Here is a 15654-nt window from a genome sequence, read left to right as displayed (position 1 = left end):
GGCGCCACTGCCCCACTTTGAACGCTAGCTACCCCTTTGCCATCCGGCACTTGTCCGAACAATAGACGACGTTGTCCCAGTCGCGCTCCCACTTCTTGCGCCACGCGAACGGGCGCTGGCACACGGGGCAGACCTTGGTCGGAAGATCGCGTTTGGCGACGCCGCGCGGCATCAGGCGGCCAGAAAGGCGCGGACGTCGGCCAGGTCGACCGACTTGTCGAGGAACGTCCGTCCGATCCCGCGCGCGAGCAGGAACGGCAGCGTGCCCGCATCCATCTTCTTGTCGTGGAGCATGTGATCGACCAGCACGTCCGCGCTCGCCGTAATCCCCGCAGCGCCAACGCCGTCCGGCAAACCGATCGCGCGCAGATGCGCCGCAACGCGCTCGGCGTCGGCGCGCGGCGCCAGATCGTGCGTGGCCGAATAGTGGAACGCGAGCGCCATCCCCGCCGCGACGCCTTCGCCGTGCAACAGCCGGTCGGAAAACGCCGCTTCGGCTTCCAGCGCATGGCCGAAGGTATGGCCGAGGTTGAGCAAGGCGCGTTTGCCGGTGGTCTCGCGCTCGTCCTCCGCGACGATCCGCGCCTTCGCGGCGACCGAGTGCGCGATGGCATAAGCGCGCGCGGCCGGATCGCCCGCGAGCAGCGCGGCGGCGTTGGCCTCGCACCAGTCGAAGAAGGCGGGATCGTCGATCAGCCCGTATTTGACGACTTCGGCATAGCCCGCACGCACCTGCCGCAACGGCAGGGTATCGAGCACGTCGGGATCGATCAGCACCAGCGCCGGCTGATGGAACGCGCCGATCAAATTCTTGCCCGCGCGGCTGTTGATCGCGGTCTTGCCGCCGACCGACGAATCGACTTGCGCGAGGAGCGTGGTCGGGATCTGCACGAAATTGCACCCGCGCTTCAGGATCGCGCACGCAAAGCCGACGAGGTCGCCGATCACGCCGCCGCCCAGCGCGATGACATGATCCCCGCGTTCGATCCCGAGATCGAGCAGCTTGTCCGTCAGCGCTTCGAGCTGCGCCCAGCTCTTGGTGGCTTCTCCGGGGGTTAGGACGATCGCTTCGCTCTCGACCCCAGCAGCGGACAGCGACGTTTGCACCGTTTCCAGGTGCGGTAGAACGTTCGAGTCGGTCACGATCGCCATCGTGCGCCCGCGCGACAGCGGCGCGAGCCATTCCCCCGCCCGCGGCAACACACCGGCCTCGATCACGACGTCATAGCTGCGCGAACCGAGCGAAACGGGGATCGTGGTCATAGTGTTCCAAGCGCTTTCAGAATGGCATTTACGGTCGCATCGTGCGGGGCCCGGTGACTGGAAACCCGCAACGGCGCCATCGCGTAGAACGGGTTGCGCACGCGCGCCAGTTCCTCGAGCACCTTGAGCGGGTCCTTTCCGCGGAGCAGCGGCCGGGTATCGCGTCGCGACACGCGGTCGGCGAGCACGGCGGGTTTGGCGTCGAGCCACACCGCAAAGCCCTGCGTCAGGATCGTCTCGCGGGTCTTGTCGTCGACGAATGCGCCGCCCCCGGTCGCGATGACGCGACGTTCGCCATCCATCAACCGCGCGATCACGCGGCGTTCGCCATCGCGGAAATAGGCTTCGCCGAATCGCGTGAAGATGTCGGGGATCGACATTCCGGCAGCGGTTTCGATTTCGGTGTCGGCATCGACGAACGGCAGGCCGAGCCTGACCGCGAGCCGACGCCCGACGGTGGATTTGCCCGCGCCCATCAGCCCCACGAGCACGATCGGCGGGCCGTTCCACAGGAACGGGTCGGGCAGGGCGGTATCCTGCGGAGGTGGCGGGCTTTGCAACATTGAAACGAGGGCTATACAGCGCACCGTCGCATCGGGCAAAAGCTCGCTTGCGCCGCTTTTGTCTTTTTGGTCCGTTACAGGTCTTGCCCATGCCCCGCTTGCTCATCGTGCTTCTCGTCGTCGTGGCCGTCCTGGTCGGCGGCCTGTTCGCGCTGTCCGGGGTGGCGCGCGAAAAGCCGCTGAAGCATGTCGAGAAGGCCGTGCCGCTTGCGAACCTTCAGAAGTAGCCGCGCGCTACCGGCGATCCTCGCGACCGCCGTCCTTGCGGCGACGCTGACGATTCCGGCGGCGGGGCAAAAGGGGCCTGAATCGATCCTGCCGCCCGGGTTTGGCGACCCGAACCCGCCGCCGCAACCGGTGGCACCCGCGCGTCCGCGTCCGAAATCCACGCCTCAGTCGGCGCCCGGAACGCCGTCGACCTTGACCCCGGCGCCCCGTCCCGCGGCGCCGGTCGGTCCGGAGGTCGGATCGCCGATCGCCGCGCCGACGCCGTCGGTTCCGGCCTTGCTTCCAACCGAGTTGCCCGAGCCCGGCGCAACGCCATCGCCGGTCGCGACCCCGCCGTCCCCCACGGACTTCGGGGCATTCGTGCGCGCCGACATGCCGAGCTATGCGCGCCGGTCGCTCGCGCAGGTTGGCGTCGCGGGGCCCGCAGAGGGCGCGATGGCACCGAGTGCATTCGGTCGCGCCGACGGACGCTATCTCGAGACGCTGATGCGGCGGCTGCGCGCCCCGATCGCGTCGCGGTGGGTATCGATCGCGCTGCGCCGCGCGTTGATGGCGCGAATCGATACGCCCCGCGGCGTCAACGGTGCGGATTTCGCGGCCGAGCGCGCGTGGTTGCTCGTGCGGATGGGCGAATCGGTCGCCGGGCGCGCGATGGCGCAGGCCGTCGACACCGAAGATTACACGCCCAAGATGTTCGAGGCGGCGATGCAGGCGGCGCTCGCATCGGGCGATCCTGCCGCGCTGTGTCCGGCGGCGGAAGATGGCGCCGCCCTGGGACGCGAGCGCGGCTGGGTTCTTGCGCGAGCGATGTGCGCTGGGTTGTCGGGAACCGCCACCAAGGCGAAGCCGCTGTTCGATGCCGCGCGCAAGTCGCGGGTTGCGGGCGGGATCGATCTGATGCTGGCGCAGAAGGTCATCGGCAACACCGGTCGGGCGCGACAAGCGACGACGATCGAGTGGGATAGCGTCCCGTACTTGACCGCCTGGCGGTACGGGCTGGCGATGGCGATGGGCGTCGAAATCCCGGAGCGTCTGCTCGAGACCAGCGCCCCCGCCGTGCAGGGCTGGCGCGCGCTGTCGCCGAGCCTGACGCCGGGTGCGCGCGCCGGTTCGTCCGAGATTGCTGCCGCGCGCGGGATTCTTTCCAGTGCGGCGCTGGTCGATCTATATGCCGCGATCGATGCCGGTGACGATCAACCCCCCGCCGCGGCCAGCGTCGCGCGGAACCTGCGCGCCGCGTATGACGGCACCGATGCCGATGCGCGTATTACGGCGCTCGCGAAATTGTGGGACGAGCCCAAGGGGTATGAAGCGCGCTACGCTCGCCTGATCCTGACGGCGGGCGCGGCGGCCCGTATCCCCACGTCGATCGAAAAGCCCGATGTCACGCGGCTGGTCGCGGCGATGTTGAGCGCCGGGTTCGACACGCCCGCGCTGCGGTGGCGCGAGAAAGCGGTCCGCGGCGGAGACGCCTGGGCGATGCTGACGCTGATTGATCCTGCGCCGTCCACCGTCTCCTACGGCGATGTGAGCGGATATGCCGGGGAGAACGACGCGACGGGGATGAAGCGGCGGATGCTGTTCGCCGCGCTGGCGGGGTTGGGACGGTTGTCCGCGGCGGATGTCGCACAGGGTGCCGAGGCGCTCGCGGTGCGGGTCAACCGGTCCGACAGTTGGACACGCGCGATCGCCAAGGCGGCGCTGGACGACCAGCCCGGGACGGTCGTCCTGCTTGCGGCGACCGGATTGCAGTCGCCGTCCTGGCGCGGGGTTCCGCCTGAGGCGCTTTACCATATCTGCGCCGCGCTTCGCTCTGTCGGGATGGTCGGCGAAGCCCGGATGATCGCCGCCGAGGCGATCGCGCGGCTTTGACCTCCGATCCGCGCGGGGTGGGCGACGACCGCGCGCTGATCGAGCGGTTTCTGGAAATGATGACCGCGGAGGCCGGCGCCGCGAAGAATACCGTGGCGGCGTATCGCAGCGATCTGCTGCTTGCGTCTGGGGTGCTGAACGGTGGACTGACCGTCGCATCGGCGGACGATCTCACGAAGGTGGGCACCGAATGGCTCGGCCTGTCGAAAGCTAGCGTGGCGCGAAAGTCGGCCGCTTTGCGGCGGTTCTTCGCCTTTCTTGCGGAAGAGGGGCATCGTTCCGATGATCCCGGCGCGGCGTTGCCACGACCCGGCGCGTCGCGTGGATTGCCCAAGATGCTCGACCATGCGGACATCGATCGATTGTTTGCCGCGATCGCAGAGCGGATCGAGCGGGATCCGCCTGATCCGAACGATCTACGTCTGTCGGCGTTGGTCGAGCTGCTGTATGGATCAGGCTTGCGCGCGACCGAACTGGTCTCGCTGCCGCGGCGTGCGGTCGCGCCTGATCGACCGTATCTCATCCTGCGCGGTAAGGGTGGCAAGGAACGGCTCGTTCCCCTGTCCGATCGAGCGCGGGCAGCGGTGGCGGCGTGGCGGGTGCATGTCGCCGACGACAGCCCGTGGCTGTTTCCTTCGGGGAAGGCGTATCTCAGCCGGATCCGGTTGTACCAGTTGCTCAAAGCGCTCGCGGCGGAAGCCGGCATTCCCCCAGAGCGGGTCAGCCCGCACGTGCTGCGCCACGCGTTCGCGACGCATCTGCTTGCGGGCGGGGCGGACCTGCGCGCGTTGCAGGCGATGCTTGGCCATGCCGACATCGCGACGACCGAGATCTACACGCACGTCGAGGCGAGCCATCTGGTCGCGCTGGTGAACGCGCGGCATCCGCTGGCGGACGAGACACGCCGCGTTGACGCGAAGACGCCTGAGGCTTAACCGCCGCAGCGTATGGCAACCTTTCTCGATTTTGAAAAACCGATCGCCGAACTCCAGGGCAAGATCGATGAATTGCGGGAAACCGCTTCGGACGGCACCGTCGACCTGAGCGCGGAAATCGCGCGACTGCAGGCCAAGGCGGACAAGCTGCTGCGGGATACCTATGCAAAGCTGACGCCGTGGCAGAAGACGCAAGTCGCACGCCACGGCGGTCGTCCGCACTTCAAGGACTATGTCGCAGGCCTGTTCGACGACTGGATGCCGCTGGCCGGGGACCGGGCGTTTGGCGACGACCAAGCGATCATGGGCGGCTTTGCGACGTTTCGCGGGCGCCGGGTGCTCGTCATCGGCCATGAAAAGGGCGATGATACCGCGAGCCGGTTGCGACACAATTTCGGCATGGGCAAACCCGAAGGCTATCGCAAGGCGATCCGGTTGATGCAGCTGGCGGATCGGTTCGGTTTGCCGGTGGTGACGCTGGTCGATACGTCCGGTGCGTTTCCCGGAATCCAGGCGGAAGAACGTGGCCAGGCCGAGGCGATCGCCCGGTCGACCGAGCAGTGCCTTGCGCTGGGCGTTCCGATGGTCGCGGCGGTCGTTGGCGAAGGCGGTTCCGGTGGCGCGATCGCGCTTGCGGCAGGCAATGCAGTGCTGATGTTCGAGCACGCGGTCTATTCGGTCATTTCACCCGAAGGCTGCGCATCGATCCTGTGGCGGACCAGCGACAAGGCTGCCGATGCGGCCGAAGCGATGAAGGTGACCGCGCAGGATTTGAAGGGGCTCGGCATCATCGACACGATCGTCCCCGAGCCATTGGGGGGCGCGCAGCGCGACGCCGGCAAGGCGATTGCCGCGCTAGGCGATGCGATCGACGCGGCCTTGACCCGTTTGGTCGATCACTCGCCCGCCGAGTTGCGGCGAATGCGGCGGGAGAAGTTCCTGGCGATGGGGCGCCTCTGATTTCGCACTGGTAACGACTGGATCAGCGTACGCCCGCCTGAAACGGAAAGAGCGGCGGAACCGAAGTTCCACCGCTCCGCCAGCGTCAAAATCGGGTCAAGAGAGCATTACTGAACCATCTTCGATGATACGTTGGTGAACGTCGTGCTCAGCTTCGTGCCGAGGGTCGACATCGCGGTGATCGCGGCAACGGCGATGAGCGCAGCGATCAGGCCGTACTCGATTGCGGTGGCGCCCTTCGAGTTCTTGATGAGGTTGCGAACGGTCTTCATGATTCGGTCTCCGTAGGATGGCTTCAGTACCCGGTCGGACCGGTGCGCCGGCCAACTCCGGAAGATTTATGCGCTGTCGGGTTTAGAAAGATTTAAACTGGCGAAGAATTTTAGAGCGTTGGAGCCGATCAACCAACCGGAACGGCGATCACCGCCGTACTAATATTTTTCCACATGCTTGTCGTGCCATGGCCAAGCTGGACCATGGCCGCGAGCGACGCGATGACGACCAGCGCGACGATCAGTCCATATTCTATCGCGGTTCCAGCTTTTCGGTCGGCAAGCAGCCGTTTTATCATTCCGACGAGCATGTCGGCAGCGCCTCCGGTCGGTGTAGGAAGCGGACAGCGTTACTCGGAGAGCCTTACCGAATGCCTAAGCAACACCCTGATATGCCTATGATGCTCGTCGTCGCGGCGGCGCTGACGAATCACGAAGGACAGGTGTTGGTCCAGCAGCGTCCGCTCGACACCACCTTGGCCGGGCTGTGGGAATTTCCCGGCGGCAAGGTCGAGCCCGGGGAGCAGCCAGAAGCGGCTTTGGTCCGCGAATTGTGGGAGGAACTGGCGATCGAGGTCGATCCAGCCGCGCTGACCGCCCTGACGTTCGCGAGCGTGCCGCTAGCCGATCGGCATCTGCTCTTGTTGTTGTATCTGTGCGGCGAATGGCGCGGCGTACCACAGCCGCTCGCCGCAACCGGCCTGGCGTGGCACCATCCATCAGCGCTTCGAAAGATCGCGATGCCGCCGGCCGACATACCGTTCATCGCCGTGCTCGAGGCCGCTCTGAAGGCACGGTAGGAGCGCGAAGCATCCCGCCGCGCCGAACGAATGGAATTCTGGAGGCCCGACCGGGAATCGAACCCGGGTGCGAGGATTTGCAGTCCTCTACGTCACCACTCCGCCATCGGGCCGGAGAGCGGCGCAGATGCAAGCGGATCGGCTCGGTGTCAACTCTTGCAGTCAAAAAAACGGCAATGCGGTTAACGGCCTGTTTACCGAAAGTGGCCAGAGACGGAATTGGAACAAGCGCTCGCTTGGCGAAGTAGAGGACGCACGGTAGAAGCGGTGCATTGACGATGAGTGTATTGTTGCACTATAACAGTACCGCGACGAGGGTGTCATCATGAATTTGGATTTGCGCGAGCACGATATGACGGCCATGCGCCATGCGATGGTGGCAAGCCAGTTGCGGACCAACGCGGTCAGCGACCCGCGCGTGGTGGCGGCGATGGACCTGGTTCCGCGCGAGGCGTTTCTTCCCGAAGCCGTGGCGAAGCTCGCCTATCGCGACACCGCCGTCCCGCTGACCCACGGGCGTGCACAGAACGTGCCGATCGCGACCGGGCGCCTGTTGACGCAAGCCGAGTTGCGCGCAACCGATCGGGTGCTGCTGATCGGCGCTGCCGGTGGGTACACTGCGGCGGTTCTCTCGGAACTGGTCGCGTCGGTCGTCGCGGTCGAGAACGATCCGGCCTTGCTGACGATCGCCCGGGCGGCGCTGTCGGCGTACCCCACTGTCTCGGTGGTCGACGCACCGCTGTCGGAAGGTCATGCCGCCGATGGGCCGTATGACGTGCTGTTCATCGATGGCGCGGTCGAAGCCGTGCCGCAGGCCCTGGTCGATCAACTCGCGGTCGGTGGTCGGATCGTCGGTGGCCTCGCAGATCGCGGCGTCACCCGGCTGGCGGCGGGACGTCGCACCGCAGGCGGGTTTGCGCTGCTCGACTTCGCCGACATCGATTGCGTGCCTTTGCCGGGCTTTTCGAGCCCTCGTACTTTCACTTTCTGACCAAGAAAAGAGCCGCCTGCAATGCGATTTCTGTCCCTTCTGAGCGGCTCTGCAGTGGTGATGGTAATGGCGGCGCCGCTGTCGGCGGAAACGCTGCGCGATGCGCTGATCAAGGCGTATACGAGTAACCCGACGCTGGCGGCACAGCGCGCCAACCTCCGCGCGATCGACGAGAACGTTCCGATCGCGCGGTCGCAGGGGCTGCCTGGCGTGCAGTTGCAGAGCAGCTACACAGAGAACGTCGTCAAGGCGGCGAACAGCTTCGTCGCTCCGGACCGAAGCGGGACGGGCAACGTCACGCTGACGGTTCCGCTCTATGCCGGGGGCGCGGTGCGCAATGCGGTCCGCGCTGCGAACACGCGGGTCGAGGGCGGACAATTGGGGCTCCGCGGGACCGAGTCGGATCTGTTTTCCGCGGTTGTCGGATCCTATATGGACGTCATTCGGGACGAGGCGATCGTCGGGCTCAACACGCAGAACGTCCGCGTGCTCGACGTCAATCTGCAAGCAAGCCGCGACCGCTTTCAGGTAGGGGATTTGACCCGGACCGACGTCGCGCAATCCGAGGCGCGGCTGGCGCTGGCGCGGAGCCAGTTACAATCGGCGCAGGCGCGACTGATCTCCAGCCGGGAGAGCTATATCCGCCTGGTCGGTGCCGTTCCCGGTCGACTGGACTTGCCGCCGAGTTTGCCCAACCTGCCCGCCAACCCGGACAATGCGGTGGCGGTTGCGCTCCGAAACAACCCGACCTTGCTTGCGGCGGCAAAGGAACGTGACGCTACCGGGTTCGACATCGGGGTCGCACGGTCGAACCGCTTGCCGCGGATCAGTGCGAGTGTCGGCGGCAACTACTACAATTATTTCGGGTCGCTGGGTTCGGGGACGGGGGTTGCGATCGGCCAGTCCGGGAAATCCGCGACCGTCGGGGTCGGCCTGACGCTCCCGCTCTATCAGGGCGGCCGCCCCGCGGCGCAGATCCGCCAGGCGCAGGACGCGCGCGCGCAGTCAATCGAACGCGTGACCGAGACGGAGCGCAGCGTCATCGCCCAGGCGCGGTCCGCTTATGCCGTGTGGAAATCGTCGCTCGAGGTGATCGCGTCGAGCGAAATCGCGGTCAATGCCAACAAGCTTTCGCTGGAAGGGGTGCGGGCGGAAAACAGCGTCGGTAACCGGACCATCCTCGACATCCTCAACGCCGAGCAGGAATTGCTCAACTCGCAGGTGACGTTGGTGACCGCGCGGCGCGATGCGTATGTCGCCGGGTTCGCGTTGCTTGCATCCATGGGGCAGGCCGAAGCCCGCGATCTGGGCCTCGATGGCGGGCCATTGTATGATCCGGTCAAACACTATGAGAGCGTTCGCGGAAAGATCTGGGATTATTCGTCTCAGGCCGACCCTGCAGTGACGGGGACTCGCACGACCGATACGCCCGCACAGAACGCAGCCGTTACACGCGCGCTCGACCCGATGCTCGACTCGGCACCAGTTGACAGAAGCGCGCCGATTACCGCAGGTGAGCAGACGAAGAACCGCTGACGCGGCGTATATGTTTATTCGCGGGGGTTTTGATGGCGGACTTGGGCGGAGAGCCATCGATGGAAGACATTCTTTCGTCGATCAAACGCATCATCGCCGAGGAAAGCGATACTCTCCCAGGCCGAGCCAAGCGCAGCGATCGTGCGGTCCCGCGCCGACCTGAAGGCGACGCCACCGTCCGGGACGATATTCTGGAATTGCGCGAAGCGGTTCAGGCGGCAATGCCGGATCAGATCGCGCGGCGCACCGACGCCCCGGTCGCTGGGCCGGCCGAGACGGCGGCTGCTACGCCCCCGACTTCACTCCCCCCGACTTCACTCCCCCCAACGCCTCCGCCCGCTCCGGTGGCGCCCCCGGTACCCGAGACGCCGAATATTCTCTCGCAGCGGACCGCCGCCGCATCCCGTGGGCCGCTGGACACCTTGTCGCGTCTCATCGTCAAACCCGAAGTCGCTGGGAGCGATACGCTCGAGGCGATGGTCCGGGAAATGTTGCGTCCCATGTTGCGCGAATGGCTCGACGCCCATCTTCCGCAGATGGTGGAAGCAATGGTGGCCAAGGAAATCGACCGGATCACCGGGAAGTAATCGCGCGCGGCGACCGTCAGACGCGATCGCGGACGGATCGCCGGCGCGTTCGAACACCGTCGGTCGCGCTGCCAGGACGGACGGAGTGCCCTTTCTTTTTGCGCGTCCCCGGCTAAAGCCGATGGCATTATGAGCGAACTTCCCAAAACCTTCGACCCCGCCGAACTCGAGCAGCGCTGGTACGCGCATTGGGAGGCGACCGGCCAGTTCCGGCCTGATCGCCCCGGTGCCGAACCCTGGACGATCGTCAACCCGCCGCCCAACGTGACGGGCTCGCTCCACATCGGGCATGCGCTCGACAACACGTTGCAAGACATCCTGACGCGCCACGCGCGGCTGAAGGGCAAGGATGCCTTGTGGGTGGTCGGGACCGATCACGCGGGCATCGCGACGCAGATGGTGGTCGAACGCCAGATGGGCGCGCTCAACCCTCCGGAGAAGCGCACCGACTTCACGCGCGAGCAGTTCGTCGACAAGGTGTGGGCGTGGAAGGAAGAGAGCGGCGGCGAGATCACGCAGCAGCTCCGTCGGCTCGGTTGCTCGATGGACTGGGCGAACGAGCGGTTCACGATGGACGAGGGCTTTTCCAAGGCCGTTCTCAAGGTGTTCGTCGATCTCCACAAGGAAGGGCTGCTGTATCGCGACAAGCGGCTGGTGAACTGGGACCCGGGTCTCGGCACCGCGATCAGCGACCTCGAGGTCGAGACGCGCGAGATCAAGGGGAGCTTCTGGCACCTGCGCTATCCGCTCGCGGACGGTTCGGGGTTCATCGAGGTCGCGACGACGCGGCCCGAGACGATGCTCGCCGACATGGCGGTCGCGGTGAATGCATCGGACGAGCGCTATACGCATCTCGTGGGCAAACAGATCAAGCTGCCGATCACGGGGCGGCTGATCCCGATCATTACCGACGACCATGCCGATCCGGAGCTTGGCTCGGGCGCGGTGAAAATTACGCCGGGGCATGACTTCAACGACTTCGAGGTCGGCAAGCGCGCTGGCATGGCGGCGGGCACGATGCTCAACATGCTCGATGCCAAGGCGCAGGTCGTGCAGGTTACGGACGGGCTAGTTCCGGACGCGTTCCTCGGGCTGACCACCGCGGAGGCGCGCAAGGCAGTCGTCGCGCAGTTGAAGGCGGAAGGGTTCCTGATCCCGCACGTCGACAAGGACGGCGCCGAGCACGACGCCGAGCCGCGCACGATCCAGACGCCCTATGGCGATCGATCGGGCGTGGTGATCGAGCCGTGGCTGACCGACCAATGGTATGTCGATGCGGCGACCCTTGCGAAGCCGGCGATCGAGGCGGTGCGGTCTGGGGCGATCAAGATCGTGCCCAAGACGTGGGAGAAGACGTTCTTCAACTGGATGGAGAACATCCAGCCTTGGTGCGTGTCGCGGCAGCTCTGGTGGGGGCATCGGATTCCCGCGTGGTTCGCCGAGGACGGGTCGGTGTTCGTTGCGATGAGCGAGGCCGACGCGCAGGCGCAGGCAGGCGAGGGCGTTGCTCTCACGCAGGATAGCGATGTGCTCGACACGTGGTTCTCCTCCGCGCTGTGGCCGTTCGCGACGTTGGGTTGGGACGGTACTTCTTCTTCTTCTTACCCCTCCCCTTCAGGGGAGGGGCCAGGGGTGGGGGATGCCTCGCAGAGGACTTCGCTTGCTGGACGGCCCCACCCCAACCCAGTGTCAGGTCGGTCAGGCTCCCAGCCTGACCTGAATAGCCCGGGGGGCTATTCACCTGACACTCCTAAAGGGGAGGGGCTCAAGGACACGCTCCACGGCCGCTACCCCAACGACGTGCTCATCTCCGGCTTCGACATCCTGTTCTTCTGGGACGCCCGCATGATGATGCAGGGTTTGCACTTCATGGGCGATGTGCCGTTCAAGACCCTGTATCTCCACGGTCTTGTCCGCGCGGCCGACGGCGCGAAGATGTCCAAGTCGAAGGGCAATGTCGTCAACCCGCTGGGCCTGATCGACCAGTACGGCGCGGACGCGCTGCGCTTCTTCATGGCGGCGATGGAGAGCCAGGGCCGCGACATCAAGATGGATGAGAAGCGCGTCGAGGGCTATCGCAACTTCGCGACCAAGCTGTGGAACGCCTGCCGGTTCGCGCAAGGCAACGGCATTGGCGCGAGCAAGACGCTCGAAGCGCCGGTCGCCAACCTCGCGGTCAACAAGTGGATCATCGCCGAGACCATCGCCACCGTTCAGGCGGTCGATCTGGCGCTTGCCGACCTGCGCTTCGATGGCGCGGCGAATGCGGTGTATCAGTTCGTGTGGAGCCGCTTCTGCGACTGGTATCTCGAGCTGATCAAGCCCGTGCTCGGCCAAATGGATGCGCCCGCCACCGGACCGGACGCAGACGAAACCCGCGCGGTCGCAGGCTGGGTGATCGACCAGATCCTCGTCCTGCTCCACCCGTTCATGCCCTTCATCACCGAGGAGCTGTGGAACGCGATGGGTCCGCGCGAGACCAACCTGATCGTCGCGCACTGGCCGATCGCGGATGCGCGCGCACTCGATCCCGCGGCAAGCCAGGAGATCGACTGGTTGATCCGGCTGATCGGCGAAGTCCGCGCGGCGCGGACCGAGCTGAACGTCGCACCGGGCACACGGATGCCGGTGCACGTTCGTGATGCTGGACCCGAAACGCTGGCGCGGCTCGAACGGCAGGCGAGCGTGATCGCGCGGCTCGCGCGGATCGATCTGGCGGCCGGGGATGCGCCTGCCGGCGGTGCGGTGCAGGTCGTCGTCGACGAGGCAACGTTCGTGCTGCCGCTCGCCGGAGTGATCGACCTCGACGCCGAACGCGCACGGCTGACCAAGGGGATCGAGGCGGCAAGCAAGGAGCGCGACGCGCTGGCCGGCCGCCTGGGCAACGCAAGCTTCGTGGAACGTGCGAAGCCCGAGGCGGTCGAGAAGGCGCGCGCGGATTACGCGGAAAAAGCCGCGGAAGCCGAGCGACTAGGCGCCGCCCTGGCGCGTTTGGGGTGAAATAGCCGGCGCATGCTGGCGGACACACAATCCCCCTCCCGTTTGCGGGAGGGGTCAGGGGAGGGCCTGTGAGCGACGTCGTTGAGAGAACAGCCCCTCCCTCCGCCCCTTCGTCAAATGCGAGGGGTGCCAAACAGCGCGACCTGACCACCGGCCCGATCGCGACGACGTTGCTCGCCTTCGCGCTCCCCACGCTGGGGTCGAACATCCTGCAATCGCTCAACGGGTCGATCAATACGATCTGGGTCGGGCGCTTCCTCGGCGAAGGCGCGGTCGCGGCGACCGCCAATGCCAACACGATCATGTTCCTGATGTTCGCCGCGGTGTTCGGCTTCGGCATGGCCGCGACGATCCTGATCGGACAGTCGATGGGGCGCCGCGACGTCGAGGCGGCACGGCGGGCGTTCGGCGCGTCGATCGGTCTGGTGATGGGTGGCGCAGTCGTCATTGCAGTGCTGGGTTGGATCTTCGCCCCCGATATCCTGACCAGCCTCGCCACCCCGCCGAGCGTGCAGCCGCTCGCGCTGGCCTATCTGCGCGTTATCTTCCTCGGGCTTCCCGCGACGATGCTGCTGGTGCTGCTCGGCATGGCGTTGCGCGGCGTCGGGGATTCGGTGACGCCCTTGTGGTTCACGGCGTTGAGCGTGCTCCTCGATAGCGGGCTCAACCCGGTCTTCATCAGGGGGTGGTTCGGTATGCCGGAGATGGGGATTGCCGGGTCGGCGGTGGCGACGCTCATCTCGGTTCATGTCGCGGCGCTCGGCTTGCTCGCGTATATCTATCGCCGCGACCTGCCGATCCGGTTGCGCGGGGCGGAGCTTGCCTATCTGATGCCGTCCGCAGCGCTGGCGCGCACGATCCTGCTGAAAGGCCTGCCGATGGGCGCGCAGATGCTGGTCGTATCGGTTGCGGCGCTGACGATGACGGGTCTGGTCAACCGCTATGGCGTCGATACCACAGCGGCATACGGTATCTCGATGCAATTGTGGGGCTATATCCAGATGCCCGCGCTGGCGGTCGGCGCGGCGGTGAGCAGCATGGTGGCGCAGAACATCGGTGCGGGGCAGTGGGCGCGGGTCGATCGCATCACCGTGGCGGGGCTGGTGTTCAGCGCGTTGCTGACGACGACGATGGTGATCGCGATCATCGCGTTCGACCGGCCGGTGATGCTGCTGTTCCTCGGCGGCGAGAGTGCGGCGTTGCCGATCGCGCGGCATATTCAGGTGCTGGCGAGCTGGAACTTCATCGTGTTCGGCATGACGATGGTGTTGTTCTCGACGGTGCGGGCAAACGGCGCGGTGTGGGCGCCGCTGACGATGCTGTTCATCGCGATGTATCCGGTGCGGCTCGGTTTCGCGCTTGCGTTTCAGCCGACGCTCGGGGCCGACGCCTTGTGGTGGAGCTTCCCGCTAGGGTCGGTCGCCAATTTCGCGATGGCTGTGATCTATTATCGCTATGGCGGGTGGCGCAAGCAGCGGCTGGTGGTGCCGGCGGACGAGGCGCACGATCAGAGCCAGAACCCTGCGGAACCGGGTGGGCGGCTGCATCCGGCGGGGTGAGGGGCTCGCAAACGAATACACCAGCGCTGACGGCTGCGCCCCGCCACGCGCTAACCCTTGCGCGACCTTCGCCGAAGTTCCAGAAAGCGGCGCATGACCGCATCCTATCCAGCGCTTCGCCTCCGTCGTACTCGCGCCAGCACGTGGAGCCGCCGCCTCCATGCCGAGACGGTGCTCACCCCGGCCGATCTGATCTGGCCGCTGTTCATTGCCGAGGGGCAGGGGGTGGAAGACCCGATCGCGTCGCTGCCAGGCGTTTCCCGCTGGTCGATTGACGGGATTGTGGCGCGCGGGCGTGAGGCGCGCGATCTGGGGATCCCGTGTATCGCGCTGTTCCCGAACACACCGTCGCATCTCCGCACGGACGACGGGCGCGAGGCGCTCAATCCCGACAATCTGATGTGCCGTGCGATCCGCGCGCTCAAGGATGCCGTTCCGGAAATCGGCGTGCTGACCGATGTCGCGCTCGATCCCTATACGACGCATGGGCATGACGGCCTCGTCGATGCGGCAGGGTATGTGGTCAACGATGCGACGTCCGAGGCACTCGTCGGGCAGGCGCTGATTCAGGCCGAGGCGGGCTCCGACATCATCGCGCCGTCGGACATGATGGATGGCCGGATCGGCGCGATCCGGACCGCACTCGAAGACGGCGGGCACCACAACGTCCAGATCATGTCCTATGCCGCGAAATACGCGAGCGCGTTCTACGGTCCGTTCCGTGACGCGGTCGGCAGTCGCGGATTGCTGAAGGGCGACAAGAAGACCTACCAGATGGATTCGGCCAACGCCGAGGAAGCGCTGCGCGAAGTCGCGCTCGACTTGGCGGAAGGCGCGGATAGCGTGATGGTCAAGCCCGGGATGCCGTATCTCGATATCATCCTGCGCGTGAAATCAGAGTTCCAAGTCCCCGTTTTCGCTTATCAAGTTTCCGGTGAATATGCGATGATCGAGGCCGCTGTCGCGGCAGGCGCGGCGGATCGCGATGCAATGGTGCTCGAATGCCTGATGGCGTTCAAGCGTGCTGGCACGTCCGGTGTCCTGACGTATCATGCGGCACACGCAGCCCGTCTCCTCGGTGCATGAGC

The 15654-nt window shown here is 65.9% G+C and carries 16 protein-coding genes and 1 tRNA gene; 11 read left to right on the top strand and 6 right to left on the bottom strand.

Annotation, left to right across the window (positions count from 1 at the left end; all coding sequences use genetic code 11):
• Positions 1-28: 28 nt before the first annotated feature.
• From QBJ92_RS04015 to QBJ92_RS04005, 3 genes are read right to left on the bottom strand one after another with little or no spacing between them, the layout of a single operon-like run.
• On the bottom strand, positions 29-172 hold the full coding sequence (locus QBJ92_RS04015; protein WP_277968393.1) for a DUF2256 domain-containing protein: 144 nt from the start codon (positions 170-172) through the stop codon (positions 29-31).
• Positions 172-1263: a 3-dehydroquinate synthase gene (gene aroB, locus QBJ92_RS04010; protein WP_277968392.1), complete on the bottom strand. Its 1092-nt coding sequence runs from the start codon at positions 1261-1263 to the stop codon at positions 172-174. The genes QBJ92_RS04015 and aroB overlap by 1 nt, the downstream gene beginning before the upstream one ends.
• Positions 1260-1826 carry a shikimate kinase gene (locus QBJ92_RS04005; protein WP_277968391.1) on the bottom strand — a complete coding sequence of 189 codons (567 nt, stop codon included), beginning with the start codon at positions 1824-1826 and terminating at the stop codon, positions 1260-1262. Before QBJ92_RS04005 ends, aroB begins: the two co-directional genes overlap by 4 nt.
• Positions 1827-1915: 89 nt before the next feature.
• Between QBJ92_RS04005 and QBJ92_RS04000 the strand changes: the two genes are divergently transcribed.
• The 4 genes from QBJ92_RS04000 to QBJ92_RS03985 are packed head-to-tail and all read left to right on the top strand — an operon-like array spanning position 1916 to position 5821.
• On the top strand, positions 1916-2053 hold the full coding sequence (locus QBJ92_RS04000) for a hypothetical protein (protein ID WP_277968390.1): 138 nt from the start codon (positions 1916-1918) through the stop codon (positions 2051-2053).
• On the top strand, positions 2034-3926 hold the full coding sequence (locus tag QBJ92_RS03995) for a hypothetical protein (protein WP_277968389.1): 1893 nt from the start codon (positions 2034-2036) through the stop codon (positions 3924-3926). The genes QBJ92_RS04000 and QBJ92_RS03995 overlap by 20 nt, the downstream gene beginning before the upstream one ends.
• Positions 3923-4861: a tyrosine-type recombinase/integrase gene (locus QBJ92_RS03990; protein WP_277968388.1), complete on the top strand. Its 939-nt coding sequence runs from the start codon at positions 3923-3925 to the stop codon at positions 4859-4861. The genes QBJ92_RS03995 and QBJ92_RS03990 overlap by 4 nt, the downstream gene beginning before the upstream one ends.
• Positions 4862-4873: 12 nt before the next feature.
• The gene (locus QBJ92_RS03985) at positions 4874-5821 is read left to right on the top strand and encodes an acetyl-CoA carboxylase carboxyltransferase subunit alpha (protein ID WP_277968387.1); all 948 of its coding nucleotides are present in this window, start codon (positions 4874-4876) and stop codon (positions 5819-5821) included.
• A gap of 107 nt (positions 5822-5928) precedes the next feature.
• Here QBJ92_RS03985 and QBJ92_RS03980 read toward each other — a convergent pair whose 3' ends face one another.
• Both QBJ92_RS03980 and QBJ92_RS03975 read right to left on the bottom strand, forming a co-directional pair.
• The gene (locus tag QBJ92_RS03980) at positions 5929-6093 is read right to left on the bottom strand and encodes a Flp family type IVb pilin (protein WP_277968386.1); all 165 of its coding nucleotides are present in this window, start codon (positions 6091-6093) and stop codon (positions 5929-5931) included.
• Positions 6094-6221: 128 nt separating this feature from the next.
• On the bottom strand, positions 6222-6404 hold the full coding sequence (locus QBJ92_RS03975; RefSeq protein ID WP_277968385.1) for a Flp family type IVb pilin: 183 nt from the start codon (positions 6402-6404) through the stop codon (positions 6222-6224).
• An 87-nt stretch (positions 6405-6491) separates the two neighbouring features.
• Here QBJ92_RS03975 and QBJ92_RS03970 point away from each other — a divergent pair, with 87 nt between their 5' ends.
• Positions 6492-6893, top strand: coding sequence for a (deoxy)nucleoside triphosphate pyrophosphohydrolase (locus QBJ92_RS03970; RefSeq protein ID WP_431358365.1), 402 nt, complete (start codon positions 6492-6494; stop codon positions 6891-6893).
• Positions 6894-6932: 39 nt separating this feature from the next.
• On the opposite strand, the gene QBJ92_RS03965 is transcribed toward QBJ92_RS03970, so the two are convergent.
• Positions 6933-7006: transfer RNA gene (locus QBJ92_RS03965), tRNA-Cys, on the bottom strand.
• A 212-nt stretch (positions 7007-7218) separates the two neighbouring features.
• On the opposite strand from QBJ92_RS03965, the gene QBJ92_RS03960 reads away from it, so the two are divergent.
• From QBJ92_RS03960 to hemB, 6 genes are all read left to right on the top strand, one after another.
• Positions 7219-7884: a protein-L-isoaspartate O-methyltransferase family protein gene (locus QBJ92_RS03960; RefSeq protein ID WP_277968384.1), complete on the top strand. Its 666-nt coding sequence runs from the start codon at positions 7219-7221 to the stop codon at positions 7882-7884.
• A 21-nt stretch (positions 7885-7905) separates the two neighbouring features.
• A complete protein-coding gene (locus QBJ92_RS03955; protein WP_277968383.1) occupies positions 7906-9420 on the top strand; it encodes a TolC family outer membrane protein in 1515 nt (504 codons plus the stop codon).
• 59 nt (positions 9421-9479) lie between these two features.
• Complete coding sequence (locus tag QBJ92_RS03950; RefSeq protein ID WP_277968382.1) at positions 9480-10007, top strand: DUF2497 domain-containing protein; 528 nt, start codon at positions 9480-9482, stop codon at positions 10005-10007.
• A 129-nt stretch (positions 10008-10136) separates the two neighbouring features.
• Positions 10137-13007 (top strand): valine--tRNA ligase, encoded by a 2871-nt coding sequence (locus tag QBJ92_RS03945; protein WP_277968381.1) that lies wholly within the window; start codon positions 10137-10139, stop codon positions 13005-13007.
• 68 nt (positions 13008-13075) lie between these two features.
• Entirely contained in the window at positions 13076-14566 is a 1491-nt protein-coding gene (locus QBJ92_RS03940; protein WP_277968380.1) for an MATE family efflux transporter, read from the top strand.
• Positions 14567-14659: 93 nt separating this feature from the next.
• The gene (gene hemB / locus QBJ92_RS03935) at positions 14660-15652 is read left to right on the top strand and encodes a porphobilinogen synthase (RefSeq protein ID WP_277968379.1); all 993 of its coding nucleotides are present in this window, start codon (positions 14660-14662) and stop codon (positions 15650-15652) included.
• Positions 15653-15654 lie beyond the last annotated feature (2 nt).

Source organism: Sphingomonas echinoides (genome assembly GCF_029623395.1).
In the GTDB taxonomy this organism is placed as follows: Bacteria; Pseudomonadota; Alphaproteobacteria; order Sphingomonadales; family Sphingomonadaceae; genus Sphingomonas; species Sphingomonas echinoides_A.
This window is presented reverse-complemented; position numbering and strand designations above follow the sequence as displayed.

Coding starts and splice junctions, on each gene's coding strand:
- hemB (WP_277968379.1), top strand. CDS start 14,660: ATGACCGCATCCTATCCAGCGCTTCGCCTCCGTCGTACTCGCGCCAGC.
- QBJ92_RS03945 (WP_277968381.1), top strand. CDS start 10,137: ATGAGCGAACTTCCCAAAACCTTCGACCCCGCCGAACTCGAGCAGCGC.
- QBJ92_RS03955 (WP_277968383.1), top strand. CDS start 7,906: ATGCGATTTCTGTCCCTTCTGAGCGGCTCTGCAGTGGTGATGGTAATG.
- QBJ92_RS03970 (WP_431358365.1), top strand. CDS start 6,492: ATGATGCTCGTCGTCGCGGCGGCGCTGACGAATCACGAAGGACAGGTG.
- QBJ92_RS04000 (WP_277968390.1), top strand. CDS start 1,916: ATGCCCCGCTTGCTCATCGTGCTTCTCGTCGTCGTGGCCGTCCTGGTC.
- QBJ92_RS03950 (WP_277968382.1), top strand. CDS start 9,480: ATGGAAGACATTCTTTCGTCGATCAAACGCATCATCGCCGAGGAAAGC.
- QBJ92_RS04005 (WP_277968391.1), bottom strand. CDS start 1,826: ATGTTGCAAAGCCCGCCACCTCCGCAGGATACCGCCCTGCCCGACCCG.
- QBJ92_RS03985 (WP_277968387.1), top strand. CDS start 4,874: ATGGCAACCTTTCTCGATTTTGAAAAACCGATCGCCGAACTCCAGGGC.
- QBJ92_RS03980 (WP_277968386.1), bottom strand. CDS start 6,093: ATGAAGACCGTTCGCAACCTCATCAAGAACTCGAAGGGCGCCACCGCA.
- QBJ92_RS03960 (WP_277968384.1), top strand. CDS start 7,219: ATGAATTTGGATTTGCGCGAGCACGATATGACGGCCATGCGCCATGCG.
- QBJ92_RS03975 (WP_277968385.1), bottom strand. CDS start 6,404: ATGCTCGTCGGAATGATAAAACGGCTGCTTGCCGACCGAAAAGCTGGA.
- aroB (WP_277968392.1), bottom strand. CDS start 1,263: ATGACCACGATCCCCGTTTCGCTCGGTTCGCGCAGCTATGACGTCGTG.
- QBJ92_RS04015 (WP_277968393.1), bottom strand. CDS start 172: ATGCCGCGCGGCGTCGCCAAACGCGATCTTCCGACCAAGGTCTGCCCC.